Annotated in this window: 1 pseudogene; it reads right to left on the reverse strand. The window is 61.2% G+C overall.

The features are described from left to right. A pseudogene (locus WH277_RS02480) lies at window positions 1-526 on the reverse strand (two-component system sensor histidine kinase KdbD); the annotation flags it as partial.

Consider the following 526-nt stretch of genomic DNA (forward strand, 5'->3'; position numbering starts at 1 on the left):
ATCCGGCCCCAGTTCGCCCAGACGGTCGGCAAAACGTTCGCGCCACCAGCGTCGGGTCGGACGGCGGCCGATAATAATTTTACCAAGGTTGTGCTCGCGAGCGTAACGCAGCACCGCACTGGCTTCGCTCGGGTCTGAAAGCGTGGCAGTTTCCGCGCCAAGCTCCTGCGCCAGTTGCAGCGTGCGTAGAATGCCGCGCCGCCGCGCTTCGGAGAGACGATGCAGACGCGGAGTTTCAACATAAACAGCGTGCCACACACTGTCGAGCCGGGCCGCTAACCGGGCAGCGCTGCGCACCAGCTTTTCACTGCCACTGTTATCACCAATGCACAGCAGAATAGCATCGCGCGTGTGCCAGACTTTTTCCCGTCCCTGGGTATCACGCCAGGCACGCATCTGGTCATCGACGCGATCGGCGGTGCGCCGCAGCGCCAGCTCGCGCAGAGCGATCAGGTTACCTTTACGGAAGAAGTTTTCGATGGCGCGTTCGGCACCCTCACCGATATAGACCTTGCCCTCTTTCAAA

The sequence above is a fragment of the Erwinia sp. MYb416 genome (assembly GCF_037479575.1).
Classification (GTDB): domain Bacteria; phylum Pseudomonadota; class Gammaproteobacteria; order Enterobacterales; family Enterobacteriaceae; genus Erwinia; species Erwinia rhapontici.